This window comes from candidate division WOR-3 bacterium (assembly GCA_026418155.1).
Taxonomy (GTDB): Bacteria; Hydrothermota; Tepidihabitantia; order Tepidihabitantales; family CAIPLT01; genus JAOABV01.
In genome coordinates this window covers 1-662 of sequence record JAOABV010000106.1, presented here as the reverse complement: position 1 = coordinate 662, position 662 = coordinate 1, and the positions used below count along the sequence as shown (strand labels likewise).

Genomic DNA, 662 nt, shown 5'->3' with positions numbered 1-662 from the left:
AAACTAATATTTATAGAAAGATTAGCTGGACACAATATGAGAGAAAAAGATGAAATTTGATGAACTACTAAGACTCTATAAAGAGTATAAAAACAAATATGGAGAAAAGGTTTTTAACAATATTTCTGAATTATTTAGAGAATTTAAATCTATTCATAAAAGAGAGTGGGATAAATCGCCTACTCCTAATAAAGACCATGAACAATCTTGGCGAGCATTTAAGGGAAAGAATTTAGAAAAACTAATTTTATACATTATAAAAGAACAAGTTGAAAAGCTTGGATTGAAAATTATTGAAGGCAATACTCTTGAGAGAAAAAGAAGTGAAAATCTTTCTGAAGAGTTAAATAGAGTCAAGAGAAATCTTTTAATTCATTATGGAGAGTTCGGTTCTCATTTACCGGATGTTGATTTAATCGTCTATAATCCAGAAAATTTTGAAATCATTGCTGTTATATCAAGTAAAGTTACTCTAAGAGAAAGAATTACACAGACAGGTTATTGGAAGCTTAAGCTATCATCTGATGCAGTAACGAAAAATATAAAGGTTTTTTTTATTACTCCAGATGAAGATGGAACATTGACAAAAAAGATTCCAGCTAAGAAGGGTAGAGCTATTGTAGAAATTGATACTGATGGATGTTATGTAATGAGTGATACAG

General features: G+C 29.3%; 1 protein-coding gene. It reads left to right on the top strand.

The features are described from left to right. Positions 1-49: 49 nt before the first annotated feature. Positions 50-662, top strand: a 613-nt coding sequence (locus tag N2201_07505) for a BsaWI family type II restriction enzyme (protein ID MCX7786044.1), incomplete at its 3' end; no start/stop codon positions are given.